Origin of the sequence: Pseudomonas sp. DCB_BI (genome assembly GCF_026240995.1) — a bacterium.
Taxonomy (GTDB): domain Bacteria; phylum Pseudomonadota; class Gammaproteobacteria; order Pseudomonadales; family Pseudomonadaceae; genus Aquipseudomonas.
Map to the genome: position 1 here is coordinate 43,263 of NZ_JAPFCG010000029.1, position 19,927 is coordinate 63,189.

The 19,927-nt window shown below is 62.0% G+C and carries 17 protein-coding genes; 8 read left to right on the forward strand and 9 right to left on the reverse strand.

Features of this window, described 5'->3' with window-relative positions; all coding sequences use genetic code 11:
• Positions 1 to 42 precede the first annotated feature (42 nt).
• Entirely contained in the window at positions 43 to 1,653 is a 1,611-nt protein-coding gene (locus OO258_RS25005; protein WP_266033961.1) for an ABC transporter substrate-binding protein, read from the reverse strand.
• A gap of 69 nt (positions 1,654 to 1,722) precedes the next feature.
• Positions 1,723 to 2,877, reverse strand: coding sequence for a mandelate racemase family protein (locus OO258_RS25010; protein ID WP_266033963.1), 1,155 nt, complete (start codon positions 2,875 to 2,877; stop codon positions 1,723 to 1,725).
• A gap of 341 nt (positions 2,878 to 3,218) precedes the next feature.
• Between OO258_RS25010 and OO258_RS25015 the strand changes: the two genes are divergently transcribed.
• The 3 genes from OO258_RS25015 (at position 3,219) to OO258_RS25025 (ending at position 5,758) form a co-directional block, all read left to right on the forward strand.
• Positions 3,219 to 3,944, forward strand: a complete 726-nt coding sequence (locus tag OO258_RS25015; protein WP_012051859.1) for an oligogalacturonate-specific porin KdgM family protein — start codon at positions 3,219 to 3,221, stop codon at positions 3,942 to 3,944.
• A 75-nt stretch (positions 3,945 to 4,019) separates the two neighbouring features.
• Positions 4,020 to 4,838 carry an NAD-dependent epimerase/dehydratase family protein gene (locus OO258_RS25020; RefSeq protein ID WP_266033966.1) on the forward strand — a complete coding sequence of 273 codons (819 nt, stop codon included), beginning with the start codon at positions 4,020 to 4,022 and terminating at the stop codon, positions 4,836 to 4,838.
• A 26-nt stretch (positions 4,839 to 4,864) separates the two neighbouring features.
• Positions 4,865 to 5,758: an SMP-30/gluconolactonase/LRE family protein gene (locus tag OO258_RS25025; protein WP_266033969.1), complete on the forward strand. Its 894-nt coding sequence runs from the start codon at positions 4,865 to 4,867 to the stop codon at positions 5,756 to 5,758.
• Positions 5,759 to 5,972: 214 nt separating this feature from the next.
• On the opposite strand, the gene OO258_RS25030 is transcribed toward OO258_RS25025, so the two are convergent.
• Positions 5,973 to 8,138, reverse strand: a complete 2,166-nt coding sequence (locus OO258_RS25030) for a methyl-accepting chemotaxis protein (protein ID WP_266033971.1) — start codon at positions 8,136 to 8,138, stop codon at positions 5,973 to 5,975.
• On the opposite strand from OO258_RS25030, the gene OO258_RS25035 reads away from it, so the two are divergent.
• The 4 genes from OO258_RS25035 to OO258_RS25050 all read left to right on the forward strand — a co-directional run bounded on the left by OO258_RS25035 (position 8,053) and on the right by OO258_RS25050 (position 11,131).
• Entirely contained in the window at positions 8,053 to 8,232 is a 180-nt protein-coding gene (locus OO258_RS25035) for a hypothetical protein (RefSeq protein ID WP_266033999.1), read from the forward strand. The two genes, OO258_RS25030 and OO258_RS25035, sit on opposite strands and share 86 nt — an antisense overlap.
• A gap of 296 nt (positions 8,233 to 8,528) precedes the next feature.
• Positions 8,529 to 9,224, forward strand: coding sequence for a 3-oxoacid CoA-transferase subunit A (locus OO258_RS25040; RefSeq protein ID WP_110743853.1), 696 nt, complete (start codon positions 8,529 to 8,531; stop codon positions 9,222 to 9,224).
• An 8-nt stretch (positions 9,225 to 9,232) separates the two neighbouring features.
• Complete coding sequence (locus tag OO258_RS25045; protein ID WP_110743852.1) at positions 9,233 to 9,874, forward strand: 3-oxoacid CoA-transferase subunit B; 642 nt, start codon at positions 9,233 to 9,235, stop codon at positions 9,872 to 9,874.
• A gap of 471 nt (positions 9,875 to 10,345) precedes the next feature.
• Positions 10,346 to 11,131, forward strand: coding sequence for a sulfite exporter TauE/SafE family protein (locus tag OO258_RS25050; protein WP_266033975.1), 786 nt, complete (start codon positions 10,346 to 10,348; stop codon positions 11,129 to 11,131).
• Between the two features lie 3 nt (positions 11,132 to 11,134).
• Here the strand turns inward: OO258_RS25050 and OO258_RS25055 are convergent, their stop codons facing one another.
• Positions 11,135 to 11,674, reverse strand: coding sequence for a histidine phosphatase family protein (locus tag OO258_RS25055; RefSeq protein WP_266033977.1), 540 nt, complete (start codon positions 11,672 to 11,674; stop codon positions 11,135 to 11,137).
• Between the two features lie 107 nt (positions 11,675 to 11,781).
• Between OO258_RS25055 and OO258_RS25060 the strand changes: the two genes are divergently transcribed.
• Entirely contained in the window at positions 11,782 to 12,930 is a 1,149-nt protein-coding gene (locus tag OO258_RS25060) for a pyridoxal phosphate-dependent aminotransferase (protein ID WP_266033996.1), read from the forward strand.
• A 101-nt stretch (positions 12,931 to 13,031) separates the two neighbouring features.
• Here OO258_RS25060 and OO258_RS25065 read toward each other — a convergent pair whose 3' ends face one another.
• The 5 genes from OO258_RS25065 to OO258_RS25085 all read right to left on the reverse strand — a co-directional run bounded on the left by OO258_RS25065 (position 13,032) and on the right by OO258_RS25085 (position 19,659).
• Entirely contained in the window at positions 13,032 to 13,364 is a 333-nt protein-coding gene (locus OO258_RS25065) for a DUF3325 domain-containing protein (protein ID WP_266033980.1), read from the reverse strand.
• Positions 13,361 to 14,881 (reverse strand): PepSY-associated TM helix domain-containing protein, encoded by a 1,521-nt coding sequence (locus OO258_RS25070; protein ID WP_266033983.1) that lies wholly within the window; start codon positions 14,879 to 14,881, stop codon positions 13,361 to 13,363. The genes OO258_RS25065 and OO258_RS25070 overlap by 4 nt, the downstream gene beginning before the upstream one ends.
• Positions 14,878 to 15,165: an iron transporter gene (locus tag OO258_RS25075; protein WP_266033987.1), complete on the reverse strand. Its 288-nt coding sequence runs from the start codon at positions 15,163 to 15,165 to the stop codon at positions 14,878 to 14,880. The genes OO258_RS25070 and OO258_RS25075 overlap by 4 nt, the downstream gene beginning before the upstream one ends.
• 54 nt (positions 15,166 to 15,219) lie before the next feature.
• A complete protein-coding gene (locus OO258_RS25080) occupies positions 15,220 to 17,454 on the reverse strand; it encodes a TonB-dependent siderophore receptor (protein ID WP_266033990.1) in 2,235 nt (744 codons plus the stop codon).
• A 396-nt stretch (positions 17,455 to 17,850) separates the two neighbouring features.
• Positions 17,851 to 19,659 (reverse strand): ABC transporter ATP-binding protein/permease, encoded by a 1,809-nt coding sequence (locus OO258_RS25085; RefSeq protein ID WP_266033993.1) that lies wholly within the window; start codon positions 19,657 to 19,659, stop codon positions 17,851 to 17,853.
• Between the last annotated feature and the right edge of the window lie 268 nt (positions 19,660 to 19,927).

The following is a 19,927-nucleotide window of genomic DNA, read 5'->3' on the forward strand; positions in this document are numbered from 1 at the left end:
CAGGCTCCTGAAAAAGCATTCACCAATCACGCAGGCTTGACCTCAGCGCGACTTGTAGACGTCTTTGTAACGGGTGGTGGCCGCGGTATGGCCTTGGTAGTCCTGCACATCGTGGTAGAGCACCACGGTGTCGGTCATCTGCGACACGGGCAGGATGGCCCCCACCTGCTCGTCCAGGGTTCTCTGGATTTGCTGGTACTGGGCCAGTTGCTGCGCCTTGTCGGGCTCGACTTCCGCCTGCTCGATCAGGTTGTTCAGCTCGGGGCTGAAGAACGAGGTACGCCAGCCCTGGAAGTTGCTCAGCTTGGCTTCGTCGCGGTTGTCCGGGTTGTAAACCAGGGTGCGCAGGCTTGAATGCGGATGCCGTTCAGCACCACCGCCGCCGCGCCCGACCAGGATGTCAAAGCTGCGCTCACGCATGGCACCGTAGATCTGGTTGCCGGTACCGGTGACGATGGTGGCCTTGATACCGGCCTGGGCCAAGGTCGACTGCAGGCTGGACGCAATGTTGATGAAAGGTGGCTCGGTGAGCACGCGGATGGTGGTCTTGAAGCCCTCGGGGTAGCCCGCATCGGCCAGCAGTTTTTTCGCTTCGGCCACGTTCAGGGCATAGCCCGGATCATCCAGCCTTGCTGGCAGGCCAAGCGGTAGCGGGCGCTGATTGAGCTGGCCATAGTGCGGCATCACGGTCTGGTTGATGCCTTGATAGTCGATCAGCGAACGAACCGCCCGGCGTACGCGCACATCGTCGTAGGGTTTGTTCTTCACGCTCAGGGCCACGTAGTACAACGTTCCGCGCTGGACGGTCTGGGTACGAACGTTGTCAGACTTCTCCAGCGCCTCGATGTCTGGCGCGGACATGCCCTTGGCCAGGTCCAGGTCGCCCCGCTCCACCATCAACCGCAGTGACTGCGACTCGGTCATGTTGCGCATGACGATGCGCTTGAGCTTGGCTGGGCCACCCCAGTACCCGTCAAAACGGTTCATCAGGATGACATCGTTGGCGCGCCACTCCTTGAGTACGAACGGCCCGCTACCCGCTGCGTGGGTGGCCAGCCAGGCACTGCCCATGTCATCGCCCTTCTGGTGCTGCTGCACCACCTTGCGGTCGAGGATGAATGCGCTGGGCGAAGTTGCCAGGGTATTCAGCACCAGCAACGGATCCGTCGGCCGTGGTAGCTCGATGACGAAGGTTGAGTCATCAACAGCGCGCATGTGCTGGTCGACATTGCCCGCAGAAAACCCGTAGGCCTTCCAGGTCGACGCCAAGGCCAGGTTAAGTTTGAGTACGCGCTGCAGCGACCAGGCGACATCCTCGGCACTTAGCGGGTTACCGGACTGGAACGTTACGCCCTTGCGCAGGTTGAACGTGAGGGTCTTGCGGTCATCGCTGACCCGCCAGCTTTCTGCCAGTGCCGGCATCAGCCGGTCCGGCTGACGCACGTCCTGCACCAGCAGCATGTCGTAGAGGTTGGCATTGACCTCGGACACATCCAGCCCGGTGGCCGCCGCAGGGTCGAGGGACAGCAGGTTGATCATGCTCATACCGACGATCAGCTGATCAGCCGGGGTTTTCGCTAAAGCAGCAGGTACCGAGGTCAGCGCCAGAGACGCAGCAAAGACCCCCGCCCAGAGAGTGGGGATAACGCTCATGTGAGATCGCCTTCTTATAGTTATTGGACGCTCGGGCGGCACGCAGCGACGCGTGCCGCCATGCACGAATCAGAAGCTTTGCAGCGTATTGGTTTCGACGTAATCGAAGTCGATATCTTCCCCAAGGCCAGGCAAGTTCGACAGGTGCACATAACCGTCTTCGTCCATCGGGTCGACCAGACGCTTGAGATAGGCAGGTACCTCGTCGTAGTCAAGGTAGGGGTGCAGCAGACCGCGCTCGTACCAGGTGCAGTTCTTGATTGCCCCCACGACCGCCAGGTTGGCGGCGCCGTTGCCATGGATCTCGCAATCCATGCCAAACGATTCGGCCATGTGCGCAACCTTCAGACACGGTGCAATGCCACCCACACCGGCAACCCCCGCACGCAGGATGTCGCACACATCGTTCTTGACCCAGCTCGCCCGGCTCAGATGCTTGCCGCCGAGGCTTTCCGGGCCTAGCACCGGGATATCCAGCTGCCCGGAAAGCCAGGCGTAGGACTCGGCGGAGTCTTCCATCATCGGCTCTTCGAACCAGGCGAAATCGAGTTTCTCCAGGGCACGGCCGATAGTGAGGGCCTCGGTGCGGCTGTACCAGTGATAGCCATCGATCATCAGCGCAATGTCCGGCCCCACGGCCTCGCGCACGGCGGCGCATGCCTTGATGTCCATGCTCACGCTGGGCGCGAACGACACCGGCGGCATCCAGGTGTGCAGCTTGATCGCCTTGTAACCACGGTTGACCAGGGTTTCGGCGAAACGACCGTACTCTTCCGGCGTGGACAGACCGCCGGGCAGCTCATCGCCGCACATGGTCGAGCCATAGGCCGGCACCTTGTCGCGGTAGCCGCCGATCAGCTTGTACACCGGCAGGTTCAGCTTGCGACCGGCCCAATCCCACAGCGCCTGCTCGACCAGCGCCAGGGCACGGTCGGTCAGCTGGCTGGCGCTGCCGCGCTGCCAGTGCGCCAGGTCGTGCCAGATTTTTTCGCGGTCAAAGGCATTGGCGCCAACCAGCACCTTGCGCACGAAATTATCCAGCACATAAGGGCGAATGAGCTCGGGTGCGCCCAGCGCATAGCCTTCGCTGCCGCACTCGGTCCTGATGCGCAGCAAGGCCATCCTGGCCTGGGTCACATCACCTGGGTGGGCATGGCCGGCGCTGTCTACGGCGCGGCGCGTGGGGTAGGAAAATACCTGGACGGTTACAGCAGTAATGATCATGGACGTCTGAGCCTTCTTATTGGATTTGTGGCGAGTGAGTCACGCTCTGGGGCCATCCTACGTCATCATACAACATTTGAAAAGCACCCATTAAAACCCGATAAAACCTCCAGTTCATGATGCCTGCAGCAATCATTAGACCCCGAATGAAAAGCGAACAAATCCTTGAAACAAGCCAAATAGAGCTATCAAGCGAGGTGATCAGACAACATTTCAATAATTCATAGACAGCTCCACGGTCGTACGATAACTTATTTTAAAAATCACGGAGCGCTGACCACCTCGACCACCTTGCTCACCCGCCTCATCACGTCCTCAACAAAAACAAAAAAAGAGATCGCATGAACATCACACTTCGCCGCCTCATCGCCGCCAGTACGCTCGGCCTGTCGTTCTACGCCTGCGCAGACTCCGCCAGCATCAACTACCGGCACACGTTCACCGAAGATGACAGCATTCATTCCGACCGGATAAAGCTGAGTTACCGCAAGGACAGCGGCCTGGGGTTTGCCGCAGAAATCAAATACAAGACTGCCGGCGACCGCGAAGACGTCGCCTACGACAACATGGTCAACAACGGCCATGAGTTCACCGTGGACTACAACTACAAGATGAGCCCCCGGTCGACCTGGACCCCCGCCTTCCAGATGGACAGCACCAAGGATGCGACCACCTACAAGTTCGGCTTGAAGTACAACTACAAGCTCAGCGACACCTGGTACGTCGCCACCCGCGTGCGCCACGACGCACGCAACCTCGATCGCGACCAGATTGACCACAGCAAGCCGGACCGCGCCAAGGACAACCAGAACACCACCCGCCTTGAAGGCTGGCTCGGCTATACCCCCAGCGGCCCGTGGGCATTCGAATACCAGTACATCCACTTCACCACCGACTACATCCGCTACGACAACAAGAAGCGCGACTACGAGCAGAACCTGATCATCAAGTACAAGCTCAACAAACAGTGGGCACCGTTCATGGAGGTGGGCGACATCAAGGTCAACAGTTACACGGACGATCGCCAGGCCCGTTGGCGCCTGGGTATCCAGTACAACTTCCTGTAAGGGCTACCGCCCGCCCATGCCGGTGTCGTTCCTGCACGGCACCTTCATGCAATTTCCGTAAAAGGCCCCAGCACAATGACCACGACCACCCGCAAACCCTTCAACCGCCTGCTGCTCACCGGTGCTGCCGGCGGGCTCGGACACGTGCTTCGCGAAGCACTGCAAGCACACGCCGACATCGTGCGCGTATCGGACATCAGCCCAATGACACCGGCCGAGGACGCGCATGAAGAAGTTATCCATTGCGACCTGGCGGACAAGGCCGGCGTACTGGCCCTGGCCAACGGTGTAGACGCTATCGTGCACCTGGGTGGGATCTCTACCGAACGCGCTTTCGAAGAAATCCTGCAAGCGAACATCATCGGTACCTTCCACATCTACGAGGCTGCCCGCAAACACGGGATCAAACGCGTGGTCTTTGCCAGTTCCAACCACGTCACCGGCTTTTACCCCCAGGGCGAACAAGTGGATGCGCAATCGCCGCGCCGGCCGGACTGCTATTACGGGCTGTCGAAGGCCTACGGCGAAGACCTGGCAACGTTCTACTTCCACCGCTACGGCATCGAAACCGTCAGCCTGCGTATCGGCTCCTCCTTCCCCGAACCCCGCAATGTGCGCATGCTGTCCACCTGGCTGAGCTACGGCGACCTGATACACCTGGTGGAGCGCGCATTGCTGGCCGAGAACGTTGGTCACACCGTCGTGTATGGGGTCTCCGCCAACCCCGACCTTTGGTGGAGCAACCGCTACGCCGCGCACCTGGGTTTCAACCCGAAGGACAGTGCCGAACGCTTCCGCTCGGCACTGGAGCAGCAGCCGAAACCTGCCGCGAGTGACCCGACAGCTCATCTGCAAGGTGGCGCCTTCACCGCTGCCGGACCTTTTGGCGACTGACCCCCGATAGAGTGCAGAATGCTTCCATGACAGCCGAACTGATTATCGATGCACGCAATGCCACGGGCGAGAGCCCGGTCTGGCACCCCCAGGAACATGCCTTGTACTGGGTGGACATTCCGGTAGGCCGCCTGCACCGCTGGCAACCGGATGGCCAGACCCAGCACTGGACCGCAGACGAAATGCTAGGCTGCATTGCCCGCAGCCACCAAGGCCATTGGCTGGGGGCCCAGGAGAGCGGGATCTTCCACCTCACCCCCCAGGCAGACGGCCGCCTGCTGGCCGGCAAGCGTGCCAGTGTCGAACACGCCAGGCCCGGCATGCGCTTCAATGACGGGCGCTGTGACCGCCAGGGACGCTTCTGGGCCGGTACGATGCAAACCAGCATGGCCGCCGAGCCGGTGGGTGCCTTGTACCGGTATGACGCGATGGCAGATGGCACGGCAGGGCCATTGCAGGCACGGCTGGGCACATTATCCGTTCCCAACGGCATGGCGTTCAGCCCGGACGGCAAAACCATGTACGTCTCCGACTCACACCCGAACGTGCAGATGATCTGGGCTTTCGACTACGACAGCGACAGCGGCAGACCGCACAACCGCCGGGTCTTCGTCGACATGAACCAGCACCCCGGCCGGCCGGATGGGGCTGCGGTAGATGCCGAAGGTTGCTACTGGATCTGTGCGATCGATGCCGGCCAGGTACTGCGCTTTACTCCCGACGGCAAGCTGGACCGCGCCCTGCCGCTACCGGTGAAGAAACCTACCATGTGCGCATTCGGTGGCCCGCAACTGGAAACGTTGTTCGTGACGTCGATTCGCCCGCAAGGCATCGACCTGAGCGACCAGCCCCTGGCCGGTGGCGTATTCGCATTGAACCCAGGCGTCAAAGGCTTGCCGGAGCCCATCGCCAAGGGCTGAATGAAGCCAGGCAGTGGCTGTTTCAGGGGCAATGCGCCCATCGACGAGATGCTGATCAGCGGCGTGAGCTTGCACCCAGCCAACGTTGATCAGCAGCAACGCCACGCACCACTGCATCGGCGTGCGGGTATGCCCGGTGAGCATGGCGATGGATGAACACCGCCACCAACCCCACGGCGATCTTCAACTGGCGATGGCCGGACAGGTGCGTTACTCAAGCAGCGACGCCTCGTTCGCCATCATCGCTGACCTCGAACTGCCCGACCAGTTTCTGCAACTTGCCAGCATCCACCCGCACCTTCTGCGCGCTACTTTGCAGCACCACCGCCGTCTGCCGCATCTCGCTGGAGGACTGGTTGACCTGCTCGATGGTCTTGCCGTATTCCACGCTCCGCCGGTTGAGCTGCTGGATGATCGCGAACATGCCTTCCACTGCCTGGTGCAGCTGAACGTTCTCGGACGAGGCGTCTTCGGCGAGGCGCAGGCTGTTGTCGACGTCCTGAACACCCTGCTCCATGAAGCTGACAGCCTGGCGGGTTTCGCCCTGGAGGCTCTCGACCATGCAGCGGATGTCCTCGGCGGCGCGGGCGGTTCTCGCGGCCAGGCTGCGCACCTCGTCGGCCACCACCGCGAAGCCACGGCCATGCTCGCCGGCACGCGCCGCTTCGATGGCGGCATTCAGCGCCAGCAGATTGGTCTGGTTGGTGATGTCGCTGATCAACCCGGTGATGTTGTCGATTTCGACCATACGGCTGTCAAGGCGCTGCACACTGGAAGACGAACGCGCCACCACATCGCGAATCGATTGGGTGCCTGACTGCACCGCCAAATACTGCTCGCGGGCACGGCTGACCACTTCGTCCATGGCCTGCTTCATCTGCTCAGCGCTGACCGAGGCCTGCTGCAGTTCGCCAAGTTGCTCCTCCATGATGATCATCATCTGGTGCACCGCATCGGCCACGTCGGCGGAGCTCACGCTGGCCGCCTGGCTGCGCCCAAGCATCATCTGGTTGGTACTGCCGACCGTGCGGCTGGCCTTGACCACCTGCCCCACCACAGCGTCCAGGCGGTCGATGAAACTGTTGATCCAGCGCGCCATGTCGCCGCTCTCGTCGTTGCCCAGGGTGCTGATATCCAGGCGCTGACGCAGGTTGCCTTCACCCTCGGCGATGGTACGCAGCACGCCGCTCATGCCATTCAACCTGGCAGCCAGGCGCCTGGGCCCCAATATCCCGAACAACAGCGTGGCGCCGAGCATGCTCAAGGCCAGAATGACATCGTTCAGCGCTTGCGACAGGCCGGCATAGTGCTGCACCAGGTAGTTGCAGCCGAATACCCCGGCCATGGTCGCCACACAGGGTTTCATCAACCCGTAGCTCAGTGAGCGGCGCCGGTAGACCTCCTCCAGGTCGGCTTCGCACATCATGCCCCAGCGGTCGGGCGAGCCCGGCAACTGAAAGGTCACGCCCTTGCCGACCACCGGCACATGGCGGTAGTCCGAATACCCCGGGTAGGTCACGAACAGGTTGGCACCACGCCGGATGGTTTCCCTTACCCCAGGGTGCAGTTCGCCCGTGGAGGGGTCGGTGAAGCGCAGTTCCAATTCGGTATGGCGCTGGACCTGTACCGTGGACCAAGGCGTGTGCACACCACTTTTGAGGTTCTCGCCATGGGTGAAGGTACCGTCCTCGAAGCGCGAACGCGACAGGGCCGTGCCGGGCTGGATGGCCGGGTCGAAGCGCGACTGCGCCATGAACAGGTAGTTGTCGCCCGACTCGGCGAAAATATGCCCGGCCTCGCGCTGGATCAGGTCGCCCAAAACATCGTTGGGTACACGACCGCACAGGCAGCCAAGGACTTTGCCGCCGGCCTTCACGGGCTGATAGAACATCAGCGTGACTTCGTCGTGAAAACGCGACGACGACGGGCCGATGCTCAGGGTCAGGGGGTCGCTGTAGGGACCATGCAGAAACGGCGCCTTCAGCCCTTGGGCCAGCGCCGAAGTCTGCTCGATACGTGGCGTACCCCGTTGTGGCCAGGTCGAGGTGATGAGGCTGCCAGCAGCATCGACGACAAACAGCTCGGAAAAGTCTTCGGCCTGCGCCAGCTTGTCCCGCAACAACGCGCTGTCGGGTTGCGCGAACCCTTGCGCCAGTTGTTCCGCCAGTTCAGCCAAGTGCTCCCACTGTTCGCGGGCCCAGTCCTGCAGCAAACGCACGCGGGTCTGGGCAATGGCTTCAAAGGTTTGCTCGATCTGCGGGTAGCTCGACCGGTTGACGTGGCAGGCCCAGCCCATGCTGAGCTTTCCAGTTTTACCGAACCAGGGCAGCCAGCCCTTTTCACTCGATGACAACTCCATGGACCCACTGGAAAGCGACATTATCTTCACCATACGCGACATCAAATGGCAATCTGATAGCAAGTCGCACGCCAACGGCGGGAGGGGTGATTATTGGGGAATTACCGGCTTTTAATGCACAGCCTTTGTGCAGGACCGCTACGGGATAGCCTTGCATGCACCAGCGAGGGGCAATATGGCTGCAATCAGGCCCTTGACTGAATTGTGGCAAAGAGACGCCAGAACTGCTCGCAGATCGCACAACAGTTCGATAATCGCACAAATTCCACCAAACCCTCTCTACTGTTGCCCTATCTTGCGGCACGCTATAGCGAAAGTCAGCAAGCAATTGCAAGTGCTGAATGGCCTCATCGCTTCACACGCGCCGGCCAGCCCGACAACCACAACTCCAGGAACAACCAGGAGCTCGCCTTGATCAATAAAACGTACGAGTCCATCGCCAGCGCGGTGGAAGGGATCACCGACGGATCGACCATCATGGTCGGTGGCTTCGGCACTGCCGGCATGCCGTCCGAGCTGATCGATGGCCTGATCGCCACCGGCGCCCGCGATCTGACCATCATCAGCAACAACGCCGGCAACGGCGAAATCGGCCTGGCCGCCCTGTTGATGGCGGGCAGCGTGCGCAAGGTGGTCTGCTCGTTCCCGCGCCAGTCCGACTCCTACGTGTTCGACGAACTGTACCGCGCCGGCAAGATCGAACTGGAAGTGGTGCCCCAGGGCAACCTGGCCGAGCGCATCCGCGCAGCGGGCTCCGGCATTGGCGCTTTCTTCTCGCCGACCGGCTACGGCACGCTGCTGGCCGAAGGCAAGGAAACCCGTGAAATCGATGGCCGCATGTACGTGCTGGAAATGCCGCTGCACGCCGATTTCGCACTGATCAAGGCCCACAAAGGTGACCGTTGGGGCAACCTGACCTACCGCAAGGCCGCACGCAACTTCGGCCCGATCATGGCCATGGCCGCCAAGACTGCCATCGCCCAGGTCGACCAGGTTGTCGAACTCGGTGAACTGGACCCGGAACATATCATCACCCCGGGTATCTTCGTCCAGCGCGTGGTCGCCGTTAACGGCGCTGGCGCTTCTTCGCTTGCCAACGCTGTCTGAGGCCTGCCATGACCATCACCAAAAAGCTCTCCCGCACCGAGATGGCCCAGCGCGTGGCCGCAGACATTCAGGAAGGTGCCTACGTAAACCTGGGTATTGGCGCACCGACCCTGGTGGCCAACTACCTGGGTGACAAGGAAGTGTTCCTGCACAGCGAGAACGGCCTGCTGGGCATGGGCCCAAGCCCGGCGCCGGGCGAGGAAGACGATGACCTGATCAACGCCGGCAAGCAGCACGTGACCCTGCTGACTGGGGGTGCCTTCTTCCACCATGCCGACTCGTTCTCGATGATGCGCGGCGGCCACCTGGACATTGCTGTGCTGGGCGCATTCCAGGTGTCGGTGAAAGGCGACCTGGCCAACTGGCACACTGGCGCCGAAGGTTCCATCCCTGCCGTGGGTGGCGCGATGGACTTGGCCACTGGCGCGCGCCAGGTGTTCGTGATGATGGACCATTTGACCAAGACGGGTGAAAGCAAGCTGGTGCCTGAGTGCACCTACCCGCTGACTGGCATCGGTTGCGTCAGCCGTATCTACACCGACCTTGCCGTGCTGGAAGTGACGGCTGAAGGGCTGAAAGTGGTCGAGATCTGTGCAGATATCGACTTTGATGAGCTGCAAAAGCTGAGTGGCGTGCCGCTGATCAAGTGATCGTCAAAACCGCGCAGGCATCCGCTGGCCTGCGCGGTTTAGTTGCAAGAATGGCCTTGGGTCACACTGCGGCCCCAAGGTTCTCAGCTGCGCAGCAAAAATCGCCGGTGCCGCCATGCGGCCCGACCCTGGCGCAAGGCCTCCCCTACAGGGCTTCAGGCTTCGCCCACGCACGCCCGCACTTCGACTTCCACAGCCTCCCAACACCAGCGCCGAAGCCACGGTTGAACGTGGGCGTTCGTGTACCAGCGTGCCCGGGATCAGGCTTGCCCCTGTGCGGGGAAGGTAGCGACGCACAGGTGAGAGGGGCGATGACGGCGCGTTGAAATCGCAAGGCGACGCCGCGCTTACGGGATGCTTTTTGATCCATCGACGGTTATAACCTAATAACGAACAAGTCTATTTGGCTATAAAAAAATCTATATGCTGGCTGTATCCGATAACGGGCAAAGTTGGGCAGTCGAGTAGCGTATGGATGTAGGTTCTTTTGGTTTTACCATTGCGGGACTGGTCGTGGGTTTCATCGTCGGCATGACCGGCGTCGGCGGCGGTTCGCTGATGACCCCGATCCTGTTGTGGTTCGGCATCAACCCGGCTACCGCTGTCGGCACCGACCTGCTGTATGCCGCCATCACCAAGGCCAGTGGCGTCTGGGTGCATGCGCGCAACAAGAACATCGACTGGAAGATCACCGGGCTGCTCAGCCTGGGTAGCGTACCTGCCGCGGCGCTGACCCTGTGGTTCCTCAGCACCCTGCATACCGACACCTCGGCGCTCAACGCGATCATCAAGCAAGGCCTGGCGGTAGTGCTGATCCTGACCGCGCTGGCCATCTTGTTCAAATCGCGCCTGCAGGCTTTCGCCAACCGCCACGCCGGTGATCACTACCACCTCAGCGACCGCAGCCTGAACACCCTGACTGTGCTGACAGGCGTAGTGCTGGGCGTGATGGTTACCCTGACCTCCATCGGTGCTGGTGCCCTGGGTACCGTGGCGTTGTTCCTGCTGTACCCATTCCTGGTTACTCGCCGCCTGGTCGGTACCGAAATAGCCCACGCCGTGCCGCTTACCCTGGTAGCAGGCCTGGGCCATGCCGGCATGGGCAACATGGACTGGTCGCTGCTGGGCTACCTGCTGCTGGGTTCGCTGCCGGGCATTTATCTGGGCAGCCACCTGACGGGGCGTATCTCCGACCGCGTACTGCGCCCATGCCTGGCTACGATGCTGCTGCTGATCGGGTACAAGCTGGGGTTCTGACCGTCAGCCAAGGCGCAGCCGCCACTGCCCGGTAAAGCTCAACTCCAGGCGTGACAGCGGCAACACGTCGATACGCTGACTGGCTTCCATCGGGCAACCCAATAGCTGCACCAGCATCGCACGCATGACCATCGGGTGAGTCACCGCCAGCCACTCACCCGGCCTGTCGAAGGCCGCCAGCCAGGCGGCCATGCGCATGCAAAGCGCGGCAAACGACTCCCCTCCATGCACCACGCTGGCCGGGTCCTGCAGCCATTCTGCCAACGCCTGCGTGTGCTCGGCTTGCAGCTGCTTCAACGACAAACCTTGCCAATGCCCCAGGTCGCAGTCAGCCAATGCTGGCTCGACCTCTACCGTGCCTGACAAGCAAGCTGCCGTCTCGCGGGCACGGCGCTCTGGCGCCGTCAGCATTTGCAGGGCAGGCAGACTGGCAGCGGGCGGACACGCCAGCGGCAGGATGACATCGTCCACGCAATGCAGGCGCCCGGTCTTCTGAGCCTGGGTCAGGGCATGGCAGATCAGGGTCAGGCGGATAGCTTTCACCAGGCGTTTCTCGCAGCAGGCTGGGGCGCATGGTTTAGCATGCCGCAACGCGTTTGGCTGCAACAATATCGATTGATGACAGCCATTACGGCGATCTGCCACCATGAATTACTGCACTTCCGTTTCGTCCCAGAAGTGACCAATCACAACAGGGACGTCGACGCATGACCGATATGACACGTCGCTCGCTGGTGGGCCTGGGCATGGCCTTGCCGCTGCTCGGGCAGATCAACTGGGCCAACGCTGCACCACCCTCTCCGGCCGCCGACAGCGGCCCAGTACGCATCAACTACAATGAAAGCCCTTGGGGGCCGAGCCCCGCAGCATGCGAAGCGATGCGCGAAGGCATTGACCAGTGCGGGCGCTACCCCTACGAAGCGCAATACCAATTGATCGACACGTTCGCCGCCAAGCACGGCCTGGCGTCGGACCAGGTGCAAGTGTTCTGCGGCTCGAAACTGGCGCTGCAGCACGCGGTAATGGCTTTTACCGGACCTCGCAGTCTGGTGGTGCCCGAACCCTCCTACGAAGCGCCAGCCGAGGCGGCCAGCGGGCGAGGTAGCCAAGTGCACCGGGTTGCCCTGACCGCCCGCCACGCCCACGACATCGACGCCATGCTGGCGGCTGACCGCGCACCCGGGCTGATCTACCTGTGCAACCCCAACAACCCCACTGGCACGCTTACCCCGCGTCAGGACATCGAGCGCCTGCTTGCGCGCAAGCCGACAGGTAGTGTGGTGGTGGTGGACGAGGCCTACATTCATTTCAGCGATGCGCAAAGCTGTATCGACCTGGTGAGGGAAAACCCCGAACTCCTGGTGTTGCAGACTTTTTCCAAACTGTACGGCATGGCGGGCGCGCGCCTGGGCCTGGCGATCGGCCAGGCGCCGCTACTGAAGCGGCTGGAAGCGTATGACGGCGAGAACGTCGCCCCGGCGCCTACCTTGCTGGCTGGCCTGGCGAGCCTGCAGGACCGCCAGCTGGTGGCTCAGCGCAAGGCCGCCAACGCCCATCTGCGCGAACAGACCGTTGCCTGGTTGGCCGAACGCGGCTGGCGCTGTACAGCGTCGCAGACCAACTGTTTCATGATCGATATGCGCGGGCCTGGGCAGCCGGTAGTCGAGCGCCTGGCCAGGGAAGGTGTGCTGGTCGGGCGGATCTGGCCCAGCTGGCCCAACTGGGTGCGGGTGAGTGTGGGCAATGACCAAGATATGCAACGCTTTCGCACAGCGTTTGCCAAGGTGGTAGCGGGCTGAACGCATCGGCCCCATTGCCGAGCCAGCTGCCACAGGCACTTCACAAGCCTGAAGAGCTGCAGTAGCCCAGCGGGGGCTGGCTTGCCGGCGATGCACCCAGCTCAGCCGAGCATCATTACCGCCCCCCACACTGGCAGCGCCATCACCAGCCCCACCGCCAGCTTCGGCCAGTACGGCAGTAGCATTACCAGCAGCATCCCCGCCAGCGATATCGCCCCTAGGCAGGCCACAGGCCCCATAGCCCAACCCCACGCCTGGGCACACAGCACCAGGCTGACCAGCAAGGCAAGCCACCCGGCCCCACGCAAGACGACCCGCAGCAGGCGTGGGCAGGCCCGATTCCAGACGTGCTGGTAATGCCGCTCCAGCCCTTGGCACAGCCCAAGCATTCCGGCGTAGGCAAACAACATCCCGCCTGTAATCCACATCATCATGCCCCGGCCTCCATCCGCCGCCCTGCCCTGGCCTTGTGGGGTGCCGGTTGTGCTTGCCGAACCCGCCAGGCCACCAGCCCAAGCAACGCCCCCAGTGCCAGCGCACACGCCACAACCCCCAGGCGCATCGGGTCGTCCAGGCCGCCGAATGCCCCCAAGCCAATGCACAGCAACGCCGTCAGCAGCAGTTGCTCGACCCACGCCCGGCGCGCCGGCCTGACACCCGCATGCAGCAGCGCCAGCAACCAGATTCCAAAGAATGCGCGCACCTCCCAGCTCTCCCGCTGCAGCAACTCCACCGGCAACAGGCGGTTGACCCACAGCAGCCCCACACATGCCAGCAGCAAACCGCTGATAAAGCCGACGTTACACACCTCGGCCAAGCGGTACCCCCGGCGCGCTGAAGGCTCGGCGGTATCAGTGGCGTATTTACGCCCGCGCTTCACGCAGAACAGCACAAGGCCGCTGGCGATCATCAGGCAGCTGACCAGCCCGCAGATGAAATACAGCCAACGCAGCGGGTAGCCACCAAACTGGGCGAAGTGCAGGCCGACCATCACCCGCTGGGTAAGGGGTACCGCACGCCACTCCGGCACGTCACGAAGCAGTTGCCCGCTGACGCCATCGAAGACCATGGCCTGGCCCTTGGCCAGGGCAATACGGTTGCCTAGCCCAGGGCGGATCTCGATACGCGCCGCTGCGGTGTTGGGGTTGCGAATGTTCAAACCGGCGAGTGGCCCCAGCCGGGCCTCGGCCAGGGCCAGCAGCGGCGCCACATCGACCAGCCCAGCGGGCTCCCTGGCCAGACCACGAGGCTGCTCCAGGCGGGTATTGCCCTGCGCCTGGAAGTAGGCGCGGCTGTCGCCATCGAACAGCGCATCGACCCCGGCCGGGATGTAGACCAGCATGAAGATCACCAGGCCGGTGTAGGTGATCATCAGGTGGAACGGCAGCAACAGCACTGCGCTGGCGTTATGGAAATCCAGCCACGAGCGCTGGCCTTTGTTGGGCCGGAAGGTGAAAAATTCCTTGAAGATCTTCTTGTGGACGATAATGCCGCTGACCAGCGCAGCCAGCATCACCAGGGCCAGCGCGCCGACCACGAAAATGCCCCAGTTGCGTGGCAGGTCGAGGGTGAAGTGGAAGCGGAAGAAGAAGTTGCCGCCGACACTATCGCGCACGTCGATCACCGCGCCGGTGCCAGGGTCGAGCTGCACACCCCCGCCATGGCGCCGCTCTCCGGTAGACACGCGCAACCCGGGCGAGCGCTCGCTCGGCAGGCTGATGTTCCAGTTGCCGGCTTGCGGCTCGTGCGCCTGCAGGTAGGCGATGGCGCGCCGGGCAGCATCGGCCTGGGTTACCTGGGTAGCCGGAATTTCCGGTTGCATCCAGTGGTTGAGTTCCTTGTCGAACACCGCCAGCGTACCGGTGACGAAGATGGCGAACAGCAGCCAGCCGAAGATCAGCCCGGCCCAGGTGTGCAGCCAGGCCATCGACTGGGTGACGGTCTGCTTCATGCCAGCCACCCCAGCGCTTGTGGCCAGAAGCCGACCAGGCTCAAGGGTACAGCCAGGGCAAGCGGCGCCCAGGCGCGCAGTGCATTACGGCAGGCAAAGGCCCAGAGCATGGCGACGGTGTAGAAAATGAACGCCGGCAGGGTCGCGACGATGACCGCATCGCTGGCGGGCAGCGGCAGGATGCGGGCCAGGCAGGCGCTGGCGGCATAGCTGAAGGCATAGCCGCCGAGCAACGCCGCGCAACTGCGGGAGAGGATCTGTAGCCAGGCAGGGGCTTTGATCATCGGAGGTTCCTTGAAGTCCGGTGATGAGGCCGCAGCTGCTATGCGGCCCTCGGATCAGAAGTTGATATTCAGCGCAGCAAACACCGCCCTGCCCGGCTGGTTATAGGTATTGGCCCCCGAGGTGCTGGCGTTGCCGCCACGCAGGATCTGCTTGTCGAACACGTTGTTCACCCCAACCCGTACGTCGTAGTTGGCGTTGAACTTGTACCCGGCGCTCACGTCCACCAGGCCATAGGCCTCTACATCTTCCTGAGCGGTCTCGTCGTAGTCCTGCTCGGTGCGGTAGTTGTAGGTCGGCGATTTCTGCTTGCCGAACCAGGTCCCCGCCACCTGGAACGACAGCTGTTCGGTAGCGCGCCAGTCAAGGGTGGTGTTGACGGTGTATTCCGGGATCACTGACAGCGGCTCGCCGGTCTCGCGGTTGTCGTTGTCGAGCATCCAGGTCAGGTTGGTGTTCCAGTCCAGGGTCGGACTCAGCTCGATGAAGAAGTTGCCTTCTACACCTTCCACCCGCGCTTTGCCGGCGTTGTCCCACTGGGTCACGCGGCTACCGGTGCCAATGGTGTACAGCACATCGGTGTCACCGATGATCTTGTTCTTGTAGTCGTTGCGGAAGTAGGTGGCACTGGTGCGCCAGCTGCCACGGTCGTAGAGCAGGCCGATTTCCTTGTTGACGCTGATCTCGGGCTTGAGGTCGGCGTTCCCCTGCAGGTAGCAGCCACCGTTATTGGTCTGCTGCACGCTGCAGCCATTGCCACGGCTGTACAGCAGGTAATTGGGGTTGGACTGGTACAGGTTCGGCACCTTGTAGGCTCGGGCAATGCCGCCCTTTACCGACAAGGCTTCGGTCAGTTTGTGAGACAGGTTGAAGCTGGGGCTGAAGTTGTCGCCGAAGGTTTCGTGGTGGTCGAAACGCAGGCCCGGAGTAAGGGTGGTATCGCCGACGATGATGTTGTCCTCGACAAATACCGCGTAGCTGCGTGCCGTCATCTTCGAGCTGCTGCGATCAAAACCCACCAGCCCGCCAGTGCTGGTGGGGTCGGAGCTTTGTGGGCGCAGCGAGCCTTGGTCATTGAGGGCTTCGTACAGGTACTCGCCACCGAGTGTCAGCACATGCTCGGTGCTGCCCATGGCAAATGGCAGGTTCACCTCGCTGCTCAGGCGCGTATTGCGCAGGCGCGACATCGCCCCTCCCTCGTCGCTGGGCGCGCCTTCGGTACGCCCGGCCAGGCCCTCATTGAGGCGCCAGTTGCGTACGTATTCGTAGGCCAGCGTGGTCTTGCTGGTACCCCAGGTGAAATCCCCCAGGTGGGTCAGGTCGTAGGTGCTGCGCTGCATCACGTTGGTTTCGTGACCGTAAAGGCTGGAAACGAAGTCGACGTCACCCCCGCCGTTGCTGTTCATGGTGTCGCCGGCAAAGATATTGCCCTGGCGACTGTAGCCGGCGCTGGCTTCCAGGCGGTGCTCATCGTTCAGTTTCCAGCTCAGCAGGCCATTGATGTCCTTGTTGCGCACCCCTTCACGGCCTGCTACCAGGGCACTGGTGGCGTGGCCGGCGTTGATGTCCAGATCATCGGCGTCGGTCTTGGCCAAGCCTCCGTACAAGCGGAAGCCGAGGTTGTCGGTAAGGCCACCGCCAAGGTTGAAGTTGGCGCGGCGGCTGGCGCCTTCGGCGCTGTCTTCGGGCATTTGGGTGTACAGGCTGACACTGCCTTTGAGCGCATCGGTGGGGCGCTTGGTGATGATATTGACCACCCCGCCCATGGCGCCGGAACCATAGCGTGCAGCGGCCGGGCCACGGAGGATCTCGATGCGCTCGACCGCTTCGGCCGGCACCCAGTTGGTTTCGCCACGGGTATCACGGTCGCCGTTCCAGCCGTAGCGCACAGCGTTGCGCGCGCTGGACGGCTTACCGTCGATGAGGATAAGGGTGTTTTCCGGGCCCATGCCGCGCAGGTCGATCTGGCGGTTGTTGCCCCGGGCGCCACTGGCGCTGTTACCGGTGAGGTTGACGCCGGGCTCACGGCGGATGATATCGGACAGGTCATTGGCCGGTGGGTGGCGCTTGATGTCTTCGGCGGTGATGATTGACGAACCCAAGGCCTGGCGGGCCTCGCGTTCGGCAGTGACCAAGGTGTTCTCGATCACCAGAGCGTTGTCGGCCAGCGGTACTTCCAGCACTTCACCCCCATGCTGATCTTCGGCGTCCGCCGCAGTGGCCATCATGGCCGGTGACGCCAGCGCGACGAACGCCAGGGCCAGGCTATTAGGTGAAGTTCTGTGCTGCATGGTACATCTCCTGCGATTCATGAGCGAAAAGGCACATCCTTGTCACGAACCGGGAGCCATCGCCCACCGGCCCGCAAATACAATCTGGCGGCCAACAGGGGAGGTAAATATAGGGAGCTTCAAATGCGAGTAAATCTTATTTACGAAGTTTACATGTTTGTAACGGAACTTTGCTGGACCCGCGGGATAGAGCCGTTGCCGTGACCAAGTCGACAGGGGGCCGAAGATCACCCCGATCAGCAGCCCGGCGATCTCGCCAAGGCTGCACGTGGTGGCGGGTGCAATGCATCGGCTGCTTTGCGGGGGCAGACAGGCAGGGGTAGCAAGCGCCACGCTGGTGGGGCTTACGCTGTTGCGCTGAGCCCTACCAGCCTGCCTTTGCTTCCCATCGAGACGCTACGCCAGCGCTGGCTCTTGCTCCAGCAACGACCAACCGCCCTGCCCATCCACCTCCAGTCGATGGGTATGGAACCCTGCCAGCGTGCTACGGTGCCCGACACTGACCAGCAGTGCACTCGGCAACTCCGTACGCAGCAGCGAGTACAAGGCGTGCTCAAGCCCTTCATCCATCGCCGAGGTCGACTCGTCGAGGAACACCACCTGCGGCCGGTTGAACAGCACCCTGGCGAACGCCAGGCGTTGCTGCTCACCTACGGAGAGGATGTGTGACCAGTCGCGGTTGATATCAAGGCGTTCGGCCAGGTGGGCCAGGTTGACCTGGCGCAGCGCCTGCTGCATTCGCCCTTCATCCTCCGGCTTGCCGGCTGCCGGATAAGCAATGACGGTACGCAAGTCACCCAACGGCAGGTACGGGCGCTGTGACAAGAACAAGGCCTGATGACCCATTGGCCGCCTGACCTCACCATCGGCATACGGCCAAAGGCCGGCCAAGGCACGTAGCAGCGTGGTCTTGCCGCTGCCCGATGGCCCTTTGATCAATAGTGCCTGACCGGCATGCAGGCTCAGCTCAAGGTCGGAGATAAGGGCATGACCGTCCGGGCGCAACACCTGCAGGCGAGCGATCTGCAGCACATGTGCCTGTTGCTCGGTGAACACCCTGGGCAAGGCACTCGCTTGCTGATTGGCATCCAGGAAGCCCGTCAGACGATCGAGGGTGGCGCGGTACTGGGCGAATGCATCATACGATTCACGGAAGAACGACAGCGAATCCTGCACCTGGCCAAACGCCTGGGAAGTCTGCATGACATCCCCCAGCTTGATCGCCCCACTGAAAAAGCGTGGTGCCTGAAGAATGAAAGGGAACACCACGGCAACCTGGCTGACGCCCAGGTTGAAACCACTGAACTTGAGGCTCCGGAACACCAGCGCCCAGGCATTCACAATCAACGCAGCAAAGCGGCCCAGCAAAGTGCCCCGCTCGACCTGAGCACCTTGGTAGAAAGCGATGTTCTCGGCATTCTCACGCAGACGCATCAGCGCGTAGCGGAAGTTGGCGGTGAGTTTTTCGTTGAGGAAGTTCAGGCGGATCAGTGGGCGGCCGAGACGGAAGGCGATCCAGGTAGCCACGATGACATACAGGTATACGGCAAACACCATCGCCCGGGGTATCTCCACCCCGCCAACCGCCAGGGGGGCCGACAGCCCCCACAGAATACCGGTGAATGCCACCAGCGAGACCAAAGCACTGACCGCACCCAGGGCCAGGCTAACCGAGTTGCTGACAAAGGCGTTGACGTCCAGCTCGATCCGCTGGTCAGGGTTGTCCACGGGCTCGGCGAGGAACTGGCCACGGTAGTAGGCGTCACCGTGCATCCAGTCGTGGGTGAGGCGCTCGGTCAACCACTCGCGCCACTTGATGCTGAACGCTTGGGTCACATAAAAGGTGAACAGAGAGCGCAGCACGTGAATGGTAGCCAGTATCGCGAACACCCCGAGCAGGTACCAGAAGGCAGCTTGGTCAAGGCCCTGCAATGCGCTGTAGAAGCCGTTGTACCAGAACGAGAACAGCACATTGAGGCGGACTGAGAACAGCGTCAGCACAAGCAGCAGGGCAAACACCAGCAACGGTCGCCAGCTGCGCCTGAAATTGAAGTAGGGCCCGGCAAGCTGCCAGAACTGGCTGCCCCAGCGGGTGTAACGTACGGCCAGTAGGGCGGCGGCCGTGAAACCGATAAGCGTGATGAACGAGGCGATTGCCAGCCAGCTCAGGCTCTCTTGCAAGGCCTGGTGCCAGTTCATTTCCATGGTAGGTATCCGTGCAGGGTATTTCCGCGAGCGTAGCATTGCCCTGCGATTCTTCAGACATAAATGACGCTTATTTCATTTTCGTTTTGGGGTTATGCAGCCGCTCCTACAGGGGACTGCGGGTGGCATGGTTTTCAGGCAACAAAGACAAAACCCCTACCTGCATGTGCAGATAGGGGTTTTGCGAAATGAATCTTGACGATGACCTACTCTCACATGGGGAAACCCCACACTACCATCGGCGATGCATCGTTTCACTGCTGAGTTC